Genomic DNA, 14,172 nt, shown 5'->3' with positions numbered 1-14,172 from the left:
AAAGGTGCTCCTAGATGAATGCGATTTCTCGCCTCGCTACTGTCATTTCTCTCGCTTCCCTGTCTGCGCTCCCCCTCAGTGTCCTGGCCGCCGAATCCAAAGGTTCCGTTGAAGTCGTTCACTGGTGGACCTCCGGTGGTGAAAAAGCAGCGGTCGATGTCCTGAAGGCTCAAGTCGAAAAAGACGGCTTCACCTGGAAGGACGGCGCAGTCGCCGGTGGCGGCGGTTCCACGGCCATGACCGTGCTCAAGAGTCGCGCCGTAGCCGGCAACCCGCCAGGCGTTGCGCAGATCAAGGGTCCGGACATCCAGGAATGGGGCAGCACCGGCCTGCTCAGCACCGACGCGTTGAAAGACGTTTCCAAGGCGGAAAACTGGGATGGCCTGCTGTCGAAGAAAGTCTCCGACACCGTGAAGTACGAAGGCGATTACGTCGCCGTGCCGGTGAACATCCACCGCGTCAACTGGCTGTGGATCAATCCGGAAGTGTTCAAGAAAGCCGGGATCGAAAAAGCCCCGACCACCCTCGAAGAATTCTATGCCGCCGGCGACAAGCTCAAGGCCGCAGGCTTCATTGCGCTCGCCCACGGTGGCCAGCCTTGGCAGGACAGCACCGTGTTCGAAGACGTGGTGCTCTCGGTCATGGGCGCCGACGGTTACAAGAAAGCCCTGGTCGACCTGGACCAGAAAACCCTGTCCGGCCCGGAGATGACCCAGTCGTTCGCCGAGCTGAAAAAGATCACCGGCTACATGGACCCGAACCGCGCCGGTCGTGACTGGAACATCGCCGCCGCCGACGTCATCAATGGCAAGGCCGGCATGCAGATGATGGGCGACTGGGCGAAAAGCGAGTGGACCGCGGCCAAGAAAGTCGCGGGCAAGGACTACCTGTGCGTAGCGTTCCCGGGCACTGAAAAGGCCTTCACCTACAACATCGACTCCCTGGCGGTGTTCAAGCTCAAGGCTGATCGCAAGGGTGACATCGCTGCCCAGCAAGACCTGGCCAAGGTCGCCTTGGGCACCGACTTCCAGAAAGTCTTCAGCATGAACAAGGGTTCGATCCCGGTGCGTAACGACATGCTGGGCGAAATGGACAAGCTCGGCTTCGACGAGTGCGCCCAGAAGTCGGCGAAAGACTTCATTGCGGACGACAAGACTGGCGGCCTGCAACCGAGCATGGCGCACAACATGGCCACCTCCCTGGCCGTGCAGGGTGCGATCTTCGACGTCGTCACCAACTTCATGAACGACAAGAACGCTGACCCGGCCAAGGCCAGCGCCCAACTGGCTTCGGCTGTCAAAGCTGCCCAGTAATCCCTGACACAACCCGTTCCTGACTGGAATGGGATTGTGTGGGAGCGGGCTTGCCCGCGATGCAGGCGACTCGGTTTGACTATGAACCCGGTTGATCTCATCGCTGGCAAGCCAGCTCCCACAGGATCCTGCTCCAGCCAGGGGTCCTTGTGTCGCTTCATTTCTCTAAACCTGGATTATCCCGATGAGCTCTGTGGCGGTTTTCAGCAAAGCCTCACCGTTCGATGCGCTGCAACGCTGGCTACCCAAATTGGTACTCGCGCCGAGCATGCTGATCGTGTTGGTTGGCTTCTACGGTTACATCATCTGGACGTTCATTCTGTCCTTCACCAATTCCAGCTTCATGCCGAGCTACAAGTGGGTCGGCCTGCAGCAATACATGCGCCTGATGGACAACGACCGCTGGTGGGTCGCGAGCAAGAACCTCGCGGTGTTCGGCGGCATGTTCATCGGCATCAGCCTGGTGCTGGGCGTGTTCCTTGCCGTGCTGCTGGACCAGCGCATTCGCAAGGAAGGCTTCATCCGCACCGTCTACCTGTACCCGATGGCGCTGTCGATGATCGTCACCGGTACCGCCTGGAAATGGCTGCTCAACCCTGGCCTGGGCCTGGACAAGATGCTGCGTGACTGGGGCTGGGAAGGCTTTCGTCTCGACTGGCTGGTGGATCAGGATCGTGTCGTCTACTGCCTGGTGATCGCCGCCGTGTGGCAAGCCTCCGGGTTTGTCATGGCGATGTTCCTGGCCGGCCTGCGCGGTGTCGATCAATCGATCATCCGCGCCGCGCAAGTCGACGGGGCGAGCCTGCCGACCATCTACCTGAAGATCGTCCTGCCGAGCCTGCGTCCGGTGTTCTTCAGTGCCTTCATGATCCTGGCGCACATCGCGATCAAGAGCTTCGACCTGGTCGCGGCGATGACCGCGGGCGGCCCGGGTTATTCATCCGACCTGCCGGCGATGTTCATGTATTCCTTCACCTTCAGCCGTGGCCAGATGGGCATCGGTTCGGCCAGCGCCATGCTGATGCTTGGTGCCGTGCTGACCATCCTCGTGCCGTACCTGTACTCCGAGCTGCGAGGCAAACGCCATGACTAATCAACTCGGAAAATCGGGCATCAGTTTCAGCCGCATCGCGATCTACGCCACCCTGCTGTTGGCAGCGGCGGTGTACCTGATCCCGCTGGTGGTGATGCTGCTGACCAGCTTCAAATCCCCGGAAGACATCCGCACCGGCAACCTGCTGAGCTGGCCGACCGTGATCGACGGCATCGGCTGGATCAAGGCCTGGGACGTGGTCGGCGGCTACTTCTGGAACTCGGTGAAAATCACCGTGCCGGCGGTGCTGATCTCGACCTTCATCGGCGCGATGAATGGCTACGTGCTGTCGATGTGGCGCTTCCGTGGCTCGCAGTTGTTCTTCGGCCTGTTGCTGTTCGGCTGCTTCCTGCCGTTCCAGACCGTGCTGCTGCCGGCCTCGTTCACCCTCGGCAAATTCGGCCTGGCCAACACCACCACCGGCCTGGTGCTGGTGCACGTGGTCTACGGCCTGGCGTTCACCACGCTGTTCTTCCGCAACTACTACGTGAGCATTCCGGATGCGCTGGTCAAGGCCGCAAGGCTCGATGGCGCGGGCTTCTTCACGATCTTCCTGAAAATCCTGCTGCCGATGTCGATCCCGATCGTGATGGTCTGCCTGATCTGGCAGTTCACCCAGATCTGGAACGACTTCCTGTTCGGCGTGGTCTTCGCCAGCGGCGATGCCCAGCCAATTACCGTGGCCCTGAACAACCTGGTCAACACCAGCACCGGGGCCAAGGAATACAACGTTGATATGGCCGCCGCGATGATCGCCGGGCTGCCGACACTGCTGGTCTACATATTCGCTGGCAAGTATTTCCTGCGTGGGCTGACGTCCGGCGCGGTCAAGGGGTAGAAAGATGGCAACTCTCGAATTACGCAACGTCAACAAGACCTACGGCCCCGGCTTGCCGGACACCCTGAAAAACATCGAACTGAAAATCGATGACGGTGAGTTCCTGATCCTGGTCGGCCCGTCGGGCTGCGGTAAATCCACGCTGATGAACTGCATCGCCGGCCTGGAAACCATCAGCGGTGGCGCGATCCTGGTGGATGACGCCGACATCAGCGGCATGAGCCCCAAGGATCGTGACATCGCCATGGTGTTCCAGTCCTACGCGCTGTACCCGACCATGAGCGTGCGCGACAACATCGCCTTCGGCCTGAAGATCCGCAAAATGCCGACCGCGGAAATCGACGAAGAAGTCGCTCGGGTTTCCAAGCTGTTGCAGATCGAACACCTGCTCAGCCGCAAACCCGGCCAGCTCTCCGGTGGTCAGCAGCAGCGCGTGGCGATGGGCCGTGCCCTGGCACGGCGGCCGAAGATTTATCTGTTCGACGAACCGCTGTCCAACCTCGACGCCAAGCTGCGGGTCGAGATGCGCACCGAAATGAAACTGATGCACCAGCGCCTGAAAACCACCACGGTCTACGTGACCCACGACCAGATCGAAGCCATGACCCTGGGCGACAAGGTGGCGGTGATGAAGGACGGGATCATCCAGCAGTTCGGTACGCCGAAGGACATCTACAACAACCCGGCCAACCTCTTCGTGGCGAGCTTCATCGGTTCGCCGCCGATGAACTTCATCCCGCTGCGCCTGCAGCGCAAGGACGGTCGCCTGCTGGCGCTGCTCGACAGCGGCCAGGCCCGTTGCGAGTTGCCGCTGGGCATGCAGGACGCCGGTCTCGAAGACCGCGAAGTGATCCTCGGCATGCGCCCTGAACAGATCATCCTGGCCAACGGTGAAGCGAACGGTTTGCCGACCATTCGTGCCGAAGTCCAGGTCACCGAACCGACCGGGCCGGACACCCTGGTCTTCGTCAACCTCAATGACACCAAGGTCTGCTGCCGCCTGGCGCCGGACGTGGCGCCTGCGGTGGGGGAGACCCTGACCCTGCAATTCGATCCGGCGAAAGTGCTGCTGTTCGATGCCAGGACAGGGGAGCGCTTGGGCGTTGCCGGCGTGCCAAAAACCGAAGCGCACAGCGCCAACGTCGCCCAATTCAAAGGCCGCTGAAGAACAAACCTGTAGGAGCGAGCCCGCTCGCGATGGACGTCAACGATGACACTGGAAATCTGACACCCCACGGTGTTCTCAGGTTTCTCGCGAGCAAGCTCGCTCCCACAGGGGGGGATTCGCAATGCACGGCCTGTCGCGCATTGCACCGGTTGTAACCGCGTTAAAGAAGAAAAGTTAATAACAATAAAACGAGGATGTAGGGATGAAGATGAAGAACAAGGCCCGGTTGATCTGCCAGGTTTCAGCAGCGGCAGCACTGGTTCTGGCCGGCAATGCGATGGCCGATGAAGCGTTCAGCTCCGACTCCAAGTGGATGACGGGCGATTGGGGTGGCGAGCGTACCAAGCTGATCGAGCAAGGCATCGACATCAAGATGGACTACGTCGGTGAAGTCGGCGGCAACCTGCATGGCGGCTTCAACGATGACAAGACCGCACGCTACGCCGACCAGTTTGGCCTGGGTGCGGCGCTGGACCTGGAAAAACTGTTCGGCTGGGACAACACCCAGGCCAAGATCCAGCTCACCAACCGTAACGGCGAGAACATCTCCAACGACCGTATCGGCGACCCGCGTGCCGGCACCTTGAGTTCCTCCCAGGAAGTCTACGGTCGTGGCCACATGGTGCGTCTGACCCAGTTGTGGATTCAGCACCAGTTCTTCGACAACAAACTGGACGTCAAGGCCGGTTACTTCGGTGAAGGTGAAGACTTCAACACCTTCCCGTGCGAATTCCAGAACCTGGCGTTCTGCGGATCCCAGGTCGGTAACTGGGCCACCAACATCTGGTACAACTGGCCGGTCAGCCAGGCGGCGATCCGCGTGAAGTACCACATCAATGACGAGCTCTACGCCCAGATCGGCGCGTACAACCAGAACACGTCGCAACTGGAGCACGGTAACGGCTTCAAGCTCAGCGGCAGTGGCACCAATGGCACCGTCCTGCCGGTGGAGTTGGTCTGGTCGCCGAAGGTCAACAGCCTGCCGGGCGAATACCGCGTCGGCTACTACAAAAGCACCTCCGATGCCGACGACGTTCTCAAGGACGACAACGGCCAGGATGCCGCGACCACCGGCAACCCTTATCGCGTCCACGATAGCAAGCACGGCTACTGGTTCGTTGCGCAGCAGCAACTCACCAGCCACAACGGCGATGCTTCCCGTGGCCTGAACATCGCGGCCAACGCCACCTTCCACGACAAGGACACCAACTTCATCGACAACTACCAGTCGTTGATGTTCGTGTACAAGGGCCCGTTCGACGCACGTCCCAAGGATGACGTGGGCATCGGTTTCGCCCGTATCCATGTCAACGATGACGTGAAGAAAAACGCCGAGCTGACCAACGCGGCCAACGGTGTTTCGGAATACGACAATCCGCTGTTCTCGCCTATTCGTGAAACCGAATACAACTACGAGATCAATTACGGCTTCCACGTGACCAACTGGCTGACCGTACGTCCCAACCTGCAATACGTCACTCACCCGGGTGGTGTGGATGAAGTGGACAACGCGCTGGTGGCCGGCCTGAAAATTCAGTCGGTGTTCTAACGCGTCTGCGATAAGCTTCTCTCCATGTGCGCATATTTGCGGACAGCCATGGCTGTCCGCTTTTTTTTGCAGCAACAAGGTGGGCTTGAGGGGATGCCTTGTGGCGAGGGAGCTTGCTCCCGCTGGACTGCACAGCAGTCCCTTTTTTGGGGGCGCTTCGCACCCCAACGGGAGCAAGCTCCCTCGCCACAACAATAAGCACAGGCCGTTTGGAGAGATGAGTACACCCATGTTTTTCAGGACCGTGGCACATGCTTGAGCATCCGCTACAACGCTTCTTCAAATCCTTGCGCGAACGTCCGGTGTTTGCGTGGGAGCGCTATCAGATGCGCGACGTGCTGGTGATCGATCATCCGCTGTGTCAGGCGGTGTTCAGTCGGCAGGGCGCGCAGTTGCTGCACTTCCAGCCCAAGGGGCAAAAACCCTGGCTGTGGTGCGCGGCAAAGTGGCCGCAGGTCGGGGCCATTCGCGGTGGTGTGCCGGTGTGTTGGCCCTGGTATGGCCGGCATCCGAGCGAAAACGCCTGGCCGTCCCATGGCTGGGCGCGACTGCTCGACTGGAAGCTGCTCGACAGCAGCAGTGACGACGAAGGCGTGCGGTTGCACTGGCAGCTGAAGTTGTGCGACTGGCAGGTGGACCTGCACGCGCACCTGGGTGAGCGCATGGACTTGCGCCTGAGCACCGAGCATCAGGACGACATGCCGTGCCAGATGAGCCAGGCTTTGCATGCTTACTGGCGTATAGGCGATATCAGTGAGATAGCGCTGTCTGGGCTCGAAGGCGCGCAGGGTTATGACCAGTTGAGCCGACAGGTTTGTCAGCAGGAAGGCGAGTTGCGCGTGGACGGCGGTTGCCAGCGGGTGTTCCAGCATGACGGCGAATTACAACTCAACGACCACGCCTGGCAGCGGGCGTTGTGCATCGACACGGGCAAAACGGCCGACACGGTGGTGTGGCATCCCGGTTCGCGGCCGTTGCTCGGCGTGACCTGGAACGAGATATCCGAATTTGTTTGTGTAGAAGCCGCAAGTGGCGGGACGGACAGTTTGAGTCTGGCGCCGGGGGAGCGGGCGCATTTGAGTTTGCAGGCGCGGGTGGGGGGTTAACAGCACATCAAAAGATCGCAGCCTTCGGCAGCTCCTACAAGGGCGTGTGCACACCTGTAGGAGCTGCCGAAGGCTGCGATCTTTTAATTAATTGAACTCGTCACCCACCGGATACCGGCTGGCATTCAGGCTCTCTTTGATCTTGCGCAAGTGCGGCTGGAAATCCACGCCCCGGCGCAACGTCATGCCAGTGGCGAGTACGTCCAGCACGGTCAGCTGGATGATCCGCGACGTCATCGGCATGTAGATGTCGGTGTCTTCCGGTAGCGGAATGTTCAGGCTCAGGGTGCTGGCCTTGGCCAGCGGCGAGTTCTCGGCGGTCAGGCCCAGCACCGAGGCGCCGTTTTCCCGGGCGATACGCGCCACTTCCACCAGTTCGCGGGTGCGCCCGGTGTAGGAAATGATCACGAACAGTTCGCCGGTATGGGCCACCGAGGCAATCATGCGCTGCATCAGCACGTCGGCGTGGGCGGTGACAGCGAGGTTGAAGCGGAAGAACTTGTGCTGCGCGTCCAGGGCCACCGGAGCCGAGGCGCCGAGGCCGAAGAAGTGGATCTGCCGGGCCTGGATCAGCAGGTCGACGGCGCGGCTGATCAGGTTCGGGTCCAGTGCCTGGCAGGCGCTGTCCAGCGAGGCGATGGCGCTGCCGAAGATCTTCTGGGTGTAGGCCTCCGGATTGTCATCGGCCTCCACCGCACGGCTGACGTACGCGGCGCCACTGGCCAGGCTCTGGGCCAGTTGCAGCTTGAGTTCGGGGTAGCCGCTGACGCCGAACGAACGGCAGAAACGGTTGACCGTCGGTTCGCTGACCGAGGCGGCCTGGGCGAGGGCGGCGATGCTGAAGCGGGTGGCCTGCTGCGGGTTGAGCAGGATCACCTCGGCGACTTTGCGTTCGGCCTTGTTCAGCTCTTCAAGGCGATTCTGGATTTGCTCCAGTAAATTTCGCACGCGGTCCATATAAGTATCCTTGATTCACCGGCGCCGATAAGCGCGCGGCTAATGCAAAAAGGGCCTTTGGTGAGGCCCATGACGGTGGCCTATCCTACTGATGGCTCAGACCGACCACCACTCGGAATCTGTATTTTGCGAAAATGTTGTGGTTATTACTACATTTTCCCTTGAGTGATGCCTTGAAAAAAGGTATTTGTAGCTTAACTTGATAAAAGAACAAACATCATGCTCTCGATTACGGTTGAACCGTGCACCTTTGCCTTGTTCGGCGCCCTTGGCGATCTGGCCTTGCGCAAGCTGTTTCCTGCCCTTTATCAACTCGACGGCGCCGGCCTGTTGCACGAAGACACGCGAATCATCGCGCTGGCCCGTGAGCCGGGCAGCGAGCAGGAACACCTGACGTTCATCGCCTCCGAGCTGCGCCGCTATGTCGGTGCCAAAGAGCTGGACGAAGCCGTGGTCGAGCGTTTTCTGGCGCGCCTGAGCTACCTGCACGTCGACTTCCTCAAGTCCGAAGATTATGTGGCCCTGGCCGAAGTGGCCGGTACCACGCAACGGGTCATTGCCTACTTCGCCACGCCGGCCGCCGTCTACGGTGCGATCTGCGAGAACCTGGCCAAGGTCGGCCTGGCGCAAAACACCCGTGTGGTGCTGGAAAAGCCCATCGGTTCGGACCTGGAATCCTCGCGCAAGGTCAACGACGCCGTGGCGCAGTTCTTCCCGGAGAACCGCACCTACCGCATCGACCACTACCTGGGCAAAGAGACCGTCCAGAACCTGATCGCCCTGCGTTTCGCCAACAGCCTGTTCGAAACCCAGTGGAACCAGAATTACATCTCCCACGTGGAAATCACCGTGGCCGAGAAGGTCGGCATCGAAGGTCGCTGGGGTTATTTCGACAAGGCCGGCCAGCTGCGCGACATGATCCAGAACCACCTGCTGCAACTGCTCTGCCTGATCGCCATGGACCCGCCGGCCGACCTGTCCGCCGACAGTATTCGTGACGAGAAGGTCAAGGTGCTCAAGGCCCTGGCGCCGATCAGCCCGGAAGGCCTGACCACCCAGGTGGTGCGCGGCCAGTACATCGCCGGCTACAGCGAAGGCAAAGCGGTGCCGGGGTACCTGGAAGAACCAAATTCCAACACCCAGAGCGATACCGAAACCTTCGTCGCCCTGCGTGCCGACATCCGCAACTGGCGCTGGGCCGGCGTGCCGTTTTACCTGCGTACCGGCAAGCGCATGCCGCAGAAGCTGTCGCAGATCGTCATCCACTTCAAGGAACCGTCGCACTACATCTTCGCTCCCGAGCAGCGCCTGCAAATCAGCAACAAGCTGATTATCCGCCTGCAACCGGACGAAGGCATTTCCTTGCGCGTGATGACCAAAGACCAAGGCCTGGACAAAGGCATGCAGCTGCGCAGTGGTCCGTTGCAGCTGAATTTTTCCGACACCTGGAGCAGCGCACGGATTCCCGATGCCTACGAGCGGTTGTTGCTGGAAGTGATGCGCGGCAATCAGAACCTGTTTGTCCGTAAAGATGAAATCGAAGCCGCGTGGAAGTGGTGTGACCAGTTGATCGCCGGGTGGAAAAAATCCGGTGATGCGCCCAAGCCGTACGCGGCCGGGTCCTGGGGGCCGATGAGCTCCATTGCTCTGATCACGCGGGACGGGAGGTCGTGGTATGGCGATATCTAAACTGAAACTGCCGCAGGGCGTCAGCGCCCATGGGTTCAAGAGCCCGGTGTTGCTGGCGGAAAGCCTGGCACTGAATGTGGCCAAACAATTGAGCGACGCGATCGACACCCAGGGCACTGCGACCCTGGTGGTTTCCGGTGGCCGCAGTCCGGTGGCGTTTTTCCAGCACCTGGCCAAGCAGTCGCTGGACTGGTCGAACGTGGTGGTCAGCCTGGCCGACGAGCGTTGGGTGCCGGTGGAACACGCCGACAGCAACGCGGGCCTGATCAAGCGTTATCTGTTGCAAGGTCCTGCGGCCAAGGCGCAGTTCCTGAGCCTGTACAGCGCCAGCGCCAACCTTGAACAGGCGGCGGAACAGGCCGACCGCTTGCTGTCCGAACTGCCGGTGATCGACGTGCTGATCCTCGGTATGGGCGATGACGGCCACACCGCGTCGCTGTTCCCCAACAGCCCGAACCTTGCCGAGGCATTGCAGGCCGATGGCGTCCGTCGTTGCTGGCCGATGCTGGCGCCGACCGTGCCGCACCAGCGCCTGACCATGAGCCGCGCGTTGCTGGCCTCGGCCAAGCACAAGGTTCTATCGATTTCCGGTCAGTCCAAGCTGACCACCCTGAGTACCGCACTGGCCGGCGACGATGTCGCCGCAATGCCGGTGCGCGCATTTCTGCAACCCACGTTAGAGATTTTCTGGTGCCCATGAGCCAAGGAACAGCCGCTATGACAAACCCATCCCCGACCGTTTCCATGGCGGACAAAGTTGCCCTGATCGACAGCCTCTGCGCGAAAGCGCGGATCCTGCCGGTGATCACCATCGCCCGCGAGCAGGACGTCCTGCCGCTGGCCGACGCGCTCGCGGCCGGTGGCCTGACAGCCCTGGAAGTGACCCTGCGTTCGCAATTCGGTCTCAAGGCCATCCAGATTCTGCGCGAGCAGCGTCCGGAGCTGGTGACCGGTGCCGGCACCGTGCTGGATCGCCACATGCTGGCGGCGGCGGAAGCGGCGGGTTCGCAGTTCATCGTCACGCCGGGCATCACCCGCGACTTGCTGGAAGCCAGCGTCGCCAGCCCGATTCCACTGTTGCCAGGCATCAGCAATGCCTCGGGCATCATGGAAGGCTACGGCCTGGGTTACCGCCGCTTCAAGCTGTTCCCGGCCGAAGTCAGCGGTGGCGTTGCGGCCATCAAGGCGTTGGGCGGCCCGTTCGGCGAAGTGAAATTCTGCCCGACCGGCGGCGTGGGACCTGCCAACATCAAGAGCTACATGGCGCTGAAAAACGTCATGTGCGTGGGCGGTAGCTGGATGCTTGATCCGGAGTGGATCAAGAACGGCGACTGGGCCCGCATTCAGGAATGCACCGCCGAGGCCTTGGCGCTGCTGGACTGATCGCTTCACCCTACACTTCGTTGTGTGTTCTACGGCTTTACGGTGCACTTGGTCGGTGCACCGTTTTTTTTGCCCGTCGTATTTGATAGCACGAACTAACGTCATAACTTAAAACATAATGCCGCCCTGTTTTCACTCAGTTTGGATATTCTGAGCCGGCCACCTGTATGGAACAGGTATTAAAAATGAATAGGGATATTAAAATGGAAGATTTCATTAAAGCTGCGCACTCTAACGATCTTGAAAAGACCCAGGCAACCCTGTGTGTGTTTTCGCCTGAGCAAATTGCCGGACCTTATTTCCGGAACGACCGACTTGAACGATATGACATAACCGAGGGTGCCGATGGAGTGCCGATGGAGTTGGTGCTCAACATCGTCAACTTTAATACCTGCGAGCCTGTCGAAGGCCTGTTGGTGGATATCTGGCATTGTAATGCCCAAGGGCTTTACTCGGGATGGAGTGAGGTAGACCCCGATCAGGAGGCTCCTTCCGGAGAGATTGGCTCGATACCGCGAACCGATGAGGACAGCTACCTCAGAGGTTGTGGCCTGACCAACGAGTACGGTAATTGCAGTTTTCTCTCGGTGTTTCCCGGATTCTATGCCGGCCGATCCGTCCATATTCATGTGACGGTCAGGAAGTTGGATGAACAGCATAACGACCGGCATGTGGCCTATGTTGGACAACTGTATGTGCCCGAACTTATCTCTTCGCAGATAAATGAACTTCCAGGCTACGCTGGTCGAAAGATTGCCCGGCTGAGAAATGAACAGGACGAAATCTACAGTGAAATGCACGGGGCCGGCACACTGTTGAATATGGACTGGGTCAACCGGGGCACAGCTCAAGAGCGTTTATTGGGAACGGTCGTGATCGGTGTGGATCCTGACGCCTTTTCTACTTACATCACCCCCGAAGACTTTGATAAAGACACCGTCTGACGTCAGGCCAGTTCAGTCAGTGCCCTGGTCAGCACATCCATGTCGGCGGCCCTGGTCGTCAGCCCCGGTGTAATGCGGATGCACGGACCGCATGCCGCACCGCTGCGGGTCACGGTGAACAGGTTGTACTCATTGAGCAGGCGCTCGGTCATGACTTGCTGGTCGGCCTGCCGGGTAAAGCGCATCGAGGTGATGCCGCAATACAGGCGCGGGTCGTCCGGAGTCAGGACTTCAACGCCCGGCAACCGCCGCGCCGCACTGACCCAGCGGTTGCGCAGATAATTGAGCCGCGCGCCCTTGGCCGCGGCCCCTCCCATCGCCCAATGTTCTTCGAGCACCAGCGGCAGGGTCAGCAGCGCCGGAATGTTGGGGGTGCTGTACGAGGTCCGGGCGCGGATGTCGGTGAGCGGGAAATGCATCTCGCCCATGTCCGGGTCGATGTCGGCCAGGCGTTCGGGGGCGATGTAGATATAGCCGAGCGTCAGCGGTGCGCCGATCCACTTGTGCAGGTTGTAGCCGGCGAAGGCGATACCCAGTTCGGTCAGGTCAAATTCGAGTTGGCCGAGGGCATGGGCACCGTCGAGGATGACGTCAATGCCCTGTTCCTTCGCCGCGGCCGCAATCGCCTGCACCGGCATCACCAGGCCCGTGCGATGGGTGACGTGGGTCAGGGCCATCAGCTTCAGCCGTGGGTACCGGGCGAAGGTTTCGCGGTAGGTGTTCAGCAGGCTGTCGAAGGTGGCCGGGTGTGCGTGTTCGATTTCGATCACTTCCACGCCGCGATTACGCGCCAGCCAGCGCATGGCGCCTTTGACCGTATCGTATTCCAGATCGCAAACCAGTACCTGATCGCCGGGCTGCAGCCGGTTGTAGTTGCGGATCAGCGACTGCAAACCTTCCGATGCGTTGCGGGTCAGGGCGATGCTGTCGCCGGGGACGCCTGTCAACCTGGCCAGTTGCGCACGGATCTTCAGGCTGTCGCCCTGTTCGAAGCGCTGGCGCACGTACACCGAATTGCTGCGATTGATCAGCTCTATGTTGCGTTGGTACTCCTCGACGACCGTGCGCGACATGCGTCCGAAGTAACCGTTCTCCAGGTTGAGCGGGCCGGGTTCGACATCGTAGCGGTCGGCAAAGGTTTGCCAGAAGGCTTCATCACGGGCGCGGCGGGTATTGTCAGGCATGAGGGTGCTCGGTAGATGATTCAGTGACGCGGGGCCGGTTTGCCGTGTTTGGCGCGCAGCGGTTCGAGCAAGTCCGACAAACCGTTGTGATCGATTTCCTGCATCAAGGCCAGCAGGCCGCCCAATTCACCGTGAGGGAAACCCTCCCGGGCGAACCAGTTCAGGTAAGGGCCGGGCAGGTCGGCAATGATTCGACCCTTGTATTTGCCGAAGGGCATTTCACGGGTGATCAGCAGTTCGAGCTTTTCAGGATTCATCGATCGGTCGTCTTGATTCAGTCAGTCTGGAAAATACAGGCATTCTGCATGCAGGCCAAATGACAGATCATGCAAATAAAACGGATACAGATTTTTTGAGAATGGATAACTGTTTGAAAAACAAAGAATAGTTAAACGATTCCGAGCTGGCATGCAGGGTGCAGTACTCATTGCATCTTTCATCCACCGAAGGAATTGAAAAATGACTGACATGAATAAAGAAGCGATTTCTGTACTCAACGACCTGATTGAAACCAGCAAGGACGGTCAGGCCGGGTTCAAGACTTGCGCTGAAGACATCAAGCACCCTGAACTCAAAACGCTGTTTATCAAGCGTTCGACCGATTGTGCTACGGCCGCTGCGGAGCTGCAGTCCGCGGTGCGTTCGATGGGTGGCGATCCGGAAACCTCCACCAGTGTCAGCGGTGACCTGCACCGTCGCTGGGTCGACGTGAAGTCGATGTTCACCGGCAAGGGCGAGGAGGCCGTGCTCAATGAAGCCGAGCGTGGTGAAGACCATGCATTGAAGGCTTATCGGGATGCCATGGAGAAAATCAACAAGCACAACCTGGTGGGCATTCGTGACCTGGTTGAGCGCCAGTACCATGGCGTGCAACGCAATCACGATCAGGTCAAGGCCCTGCGTAACCAGGCGCGTGCGCGTTCGTAAGCCTGGCCGAAACAACTGTGG

General features: G+C 59.9%; 14 protein-coding genes. 11 read left to right on the top strand and 3 right to left on the bottom strand.

Annotated features, from left to right (window positions below):
- The first annotated feature begins 14 nt into the window (after positions 1–14).
- From C9422_RS28475 to C9422_RS28450, 6 genes are all read left to right on the top strand, one after another.
- Positions 15–1,313: an ABC transporter substrate-binding protein gene (locus C9422_RS28475; protein ID WP_116582944.1), complete on the top strand. Its 1,299-nt coding sequence runs from the start codon at positions 15–17 to the stop codon at positions 1,311–1,313.
- Between the two features lie 184 nt (positions 1,314–1,497).
- The gene (locus C9422_RS28470) at positions 1,498–2,406 is read left to right on the top strand and encodes a carbohydrate ABC transporter permease (protein WP_007974433.1); all 909 of its coding nucleotides are present in this window, start codon (positions 1,498–1,500) and stop codon (positions 2,404–2,406) included.
- Complete coding sequence (locus tag C9422_RS28465) at positions 2,399–3,244, top strand: carbohydrate ABC transporter permease (RefSeq protein ID WP_007974434.1); 846 nt, start codon at positions 2,399–2,401, stop codon at positions 3,242–3,244. The genes C9422_RS28470 and C9422_RS28465 overlap by 8 nt, the downstream gene beginning before the upstream one ends.
- A gap of 4 nt (positions 3,245–3,248) precedes the next feature.
- The gene (locus tag C9422_RS28460; protein ID WP_007974435.1) at positions 3,249–4,409 is read left to right on the top strand and encodes an ABC transporter ATP-binding protein; all 1,161 of its coding nucleotides are present in this window, start codon (positions 3,249–3,251) and stop codon (positions 4,407–4,409) included.
- 205 nt (positions 4,410–4,614) lie between these two features.
- Positions 4,615–5,961: a carbohydrate porin gene (locus C9422_RS28455; RefSeq protein WP_116582943.1), complete on the top strand. Its 1,347-nt coding sequence runs from the start codon at positions 4,615–4,617 to the stop codon at positions 5,959–5,961.
- Positions 5,962–6,212: 251 nt separating this feature from the next.
- Complete coding sequence (locus C9422_RS28450; protein WP_116582942.1) at positions 6,213–7,067, top strand: D-hexose-6-phosphate mutarotase; 855 nt, start codon at positions 6,213–6,215, stop codon at positions 7,065–7,067.
- A gap of 87 nt (positions 7,068–7,154) precedes the next feature.
- On the opposite strand, the gene C9422_RS28445 is transcribed toward C9422_RS28450, so the two are convergent.
- A complete protein-coding gene (locus C9422_RS28445; RefSeq protein ID WP_170948639.1) occupies positions 7,155–8,015 on the bottom strand; it encodes a MurR/RpiR family transcriptional regulator in 861 nt (286 codons plus the stop codon).
- 228 nt (positions 8,016–8,243) lie between these two features.
- Here C9422_RS28445 and zwf point away from each other — a divergent pair, with 228 nt between their 5' ends.
- From zwf to C9422_RS28425, 4 genes are all read left to right on the top strand, one after another.
- Positions 8,244–9,713 (top strand): glucose-6-phosphate dehydrogenase, encoded by a 1,470-nt coding sequence (zwf, locus tag C9422_RS28440; RefSeq protein WP_007974442.1) that lies wholly within the window; start codon positions 8,244–8,246, stop codon positions 9,711–9,713.
- Entirely contained in the window at positions 9,700–10,413 is a 714-nt protein-coding gene (pgl, locus tag C9422_RS28435; protein ID WP_116582941.1) for a 6-phosphogluconolactonase, read from the top strand. The genes zwf and pgl overlap by 14 nt, the downstream gene beginning before the upstream one ends.
- A 17-nt stretch (positions 10,414–10,430) precedes the next feature.
- Entirely contained in the window at positions 10,431–11,096 is a 666-nt protein-coding gene (locus C9422_RS28430; protein WP_007974446.1) for a bifunctional 4-hydroxy-2-oxoglutarate aldolase/2-dehydro-3-deoxy-phosphogluconate aldolase, read from the top strand.
- A 203-nt stretch (positions 11,097–11,299) separates the two neighbouring features.
- On the top strand, positions 11,300–12,040 hold the full coding sequence (locus C9422_RS28425; RefSeq protein WP_256590042.1) for an intradiol ring-cleavage dioxygenase: 741 nt from the start codon (positions 11,300–11,302) through the stop codon (positions 12,038–12,040).
- A 2-nt stretch (positions 12,041–12,042) separates the two neighbouring features.
- On the opposite strand, the gene C9422_RS28420 is transcribed toward C9422_RS28425, so the two are convergent.
- Together C9422_RS28420 and C9422_RS28415 are read right to left on the bottom strand one after the other, a co-directional pair.
- Positions 12,043–13,224, bottom strand: coding sequence for an aminotransferase class V-fold PLP-dependent enzyme (locus C9422_RS28420; RefSeq protein ID WP_116582940.1), 1,182 nt, complete (start codon positions 13,222–13,224; stop codon positions 12,043–12,045).
- A gap of 20 nt (positions 13,225–13,244) precedes the next feature.
- On the bottom strand, positions 13,245–13,481 hold the full coding sequence (locus tag C9422_RS28415) for a DUF3820 family protein (RefSeq protein ID WP_003227425.1): 237 nt from the start codon (positions 13,479–13,481) through the stop codon (positions 13,245–13,247).
- A 202-nt stretch (positions 13,482–13,683) separates the two neighbouring features.
- Between C9422_RS28415 and C9422_RS28410 the strand changes: the two genes are divergently transcribed.
- Positions 13,684–14,151, top strand: a complete 468-nt coding sequence (locus C9422_RS28410; protein WP_116582939.1) for a PA2169 family four-helix-bundle protein — start codon at positions 13,684–13,686, stop codon at positions 14,149–14,151.
- The last annotated feature ends 21 nt before the right edge of the window (positions 14,152–14,172 follow it).

The sequence above is a fragment of the Pseudomonas sp. B1(2018) genome (assembly GCF_003097365.1).
Classification (GTDB): domain Bacteria; phylum Pseudomonadota; class Gammaproteobacteria; order Pseudomonadales; family Pseudomonadaceae; genus Aquipseudomonas; species Aquipseudomonas laurylsulfatiphila.
Note: the sequence above shows the minus strand (reverse complement) of the source record. Positions and strands in the feature narration are given on the sequence as shown.

What these genes read in the sequence shown, in the direction of transcription:
- C9422_RS28475 (WP_116582944.1), top strand. Translation starts at nt 15, where the DNA reads ATGAATGCGATTTCTCGCCTCGCTACTGTCATTTCTCTCGCTTCCCTG.
- C9422_RS28470 (WP_007974433.1), top strand. Translation starts at nt 1,498, where the DNA reads ATGAGCTCTGTGGCGGTTTTCAGCAAAGCCTCACCGTTCGATGCGCTG.
- C9422_RS28465 (WP_007974434.1), top strand. Translation starts at nt 2,399, where the DNA reads ATGACTAATCAACTCGGAAAATCGGGCATCAGTTTCAGCCGCATCGCG.
- C9422_RS28460 (WP_007974435.1), top strand. Translation starts at nt 3,249, where the DNA reads ATGGCAACTCTCGAATTACGCAACGTCAACAAGACCTACGGCCCCGGC.
- C9422_RS28455 (WP_116582943.1), top strand. Translation starts at nt 4,615, where the DNA reads ATGAAGATGAAGAACAAGGCCCGGTTGATCTGCCAGGTTTCAGCAGCG.
- C9422_RS28450 (WP_116582942.1), top strand. Translation starts at nt 6,213, where the DNA reads ATGCTTGAGCATCCGCTACAACGCTTCTTCAAATCCTTGCGCGAACGT.
- zwf (WP_007974442.1), top strand. Translation starts at nt 8,244, where the DNA reads ATGCTCTCGATTACGGTTGAACCGTGCACCTTTGCCTTGTTCGGCGCC.
- pgl (WP_116582941.1), top strand. Translation starts at nt 9,700, where the DNA reads ATGGCGATATCTAAACTGAAACTGCCGCAGGGCGTCAGCGCCCATGGG.
- C9422_RS28430 (WP_007974446.1), top strand. Translation starts at nt 10,431, where the DNA reads ATGACAAACCCATCCCCGACCGTTTCCATGGCGGACAAAGTTGCCCTG.
- C9422_RS28425 (WP_256590042.1), top strand. Translation starts at nt 11,300, where the DNA reads ATGGAAGATTTCATTAAAGCTGCGCACTCTAACGATCTTGAAAAGACC.
- C9422_RS28420 (WP_116582940.1), bottom strand. Translation starts at nt 13,224, where the DNA reads ATGCCTGACAATACCCGCCGCGCCCGTGATGAAGCCTTCTGGCAAACC.
- C9422_RS28415 (WP_003227425.1), bottom strand. Translation starts at nt 13,481, where the DNA reads ATGAATCCTGAAAAGCTCGAACTGCTGATCACCCGTGAAATGCCCTTC.
- C9422_RS28410 (WP_116582939.1), top strand. Translation starts at nt 13,684, where the DNA reads ATGACTGACATGAATAAAGAAGCGATTTCTGTACTCAACGACCTGATT.